We start from the raw sequence: 593 nt of genomic DNA, 5'->3' as shown, positions 1-593 counted from the left end.
ACGGCACCGAGCCGTCAGAGGAAATGGAGAAGGGGGAGGCATCGCGGCCTCCCCCTTTTTTGCGTTATATAAACCGACATTTGCCCTATCTGTTTTAGGTGTGTTCGGATTGGCTTTAGTCGAGGGCATCGTAGTCGTTCGCGGTGAGGCAGAGCCGATCTTTTTACTCATGTCGCTTTCTGGTGGCGCTCAGTCGGCTCCAGGGTTCTGTCGTCACGTATATCCGGACGGATCTTTTGCTCCTTATTTCCAGTACATTAATTAAGGGGCATTGTTTTACTCAAATACACTCCGCCAGTGGGGGCACTGTCTAATTAGTGATAGAGCCCCCACTGGCGTTTATATAGGTTTGTTAACGTTGTCCTTCAATTTATTACGGGCTAACTAGCGGAGATCGACGAGGGTATAAAGATGCTATGTCTACAGTGGACAGCAAGATTCCCGAGGTCATACGGTCTGTCCAAGTTTTATGACCATACGCGTGACTCTGAGCAACTCGGAGCCCAGTTAGTTGATTTGTGAACAAAATATGGAGTGCGTGATTCCCGCCCCCGGGGCCCCTCCGGTCTGGCAATATATCTCCTTGCCGCGCG

1 protein-coding gene is annotated in these 593 nt (G+C 50.6%); it reads left to right on the top strand.

Annotated elements, in window-relative coordinates; genetic code table 11:
• Window positions 1-265 (top strand): hypothetical protein (locus tag DWX63_RS11590; RefSeq protein ID WP_233514553.1); only part of this gene is annotated, 265 nt, incomplete at its 5' end.
• Between the last annotated feature and the right edge of the window lie 328 nt (window positions 266-593).

Origin of the sequence: Collinsella sp. AF20-14LB (genome assembly GCF_003459505.1) — a bacterium.
Taxonomy (GTDB): Bacteria; Actinomycetota; Coriobacteriia; order Coriobacteriales; family Coriobacteriaceae; genus Collinsella.
Note: the sequence above shows the minus strand (reverse complement) of the source record. Positions and strands in the feature narration are given on the sequence as shown.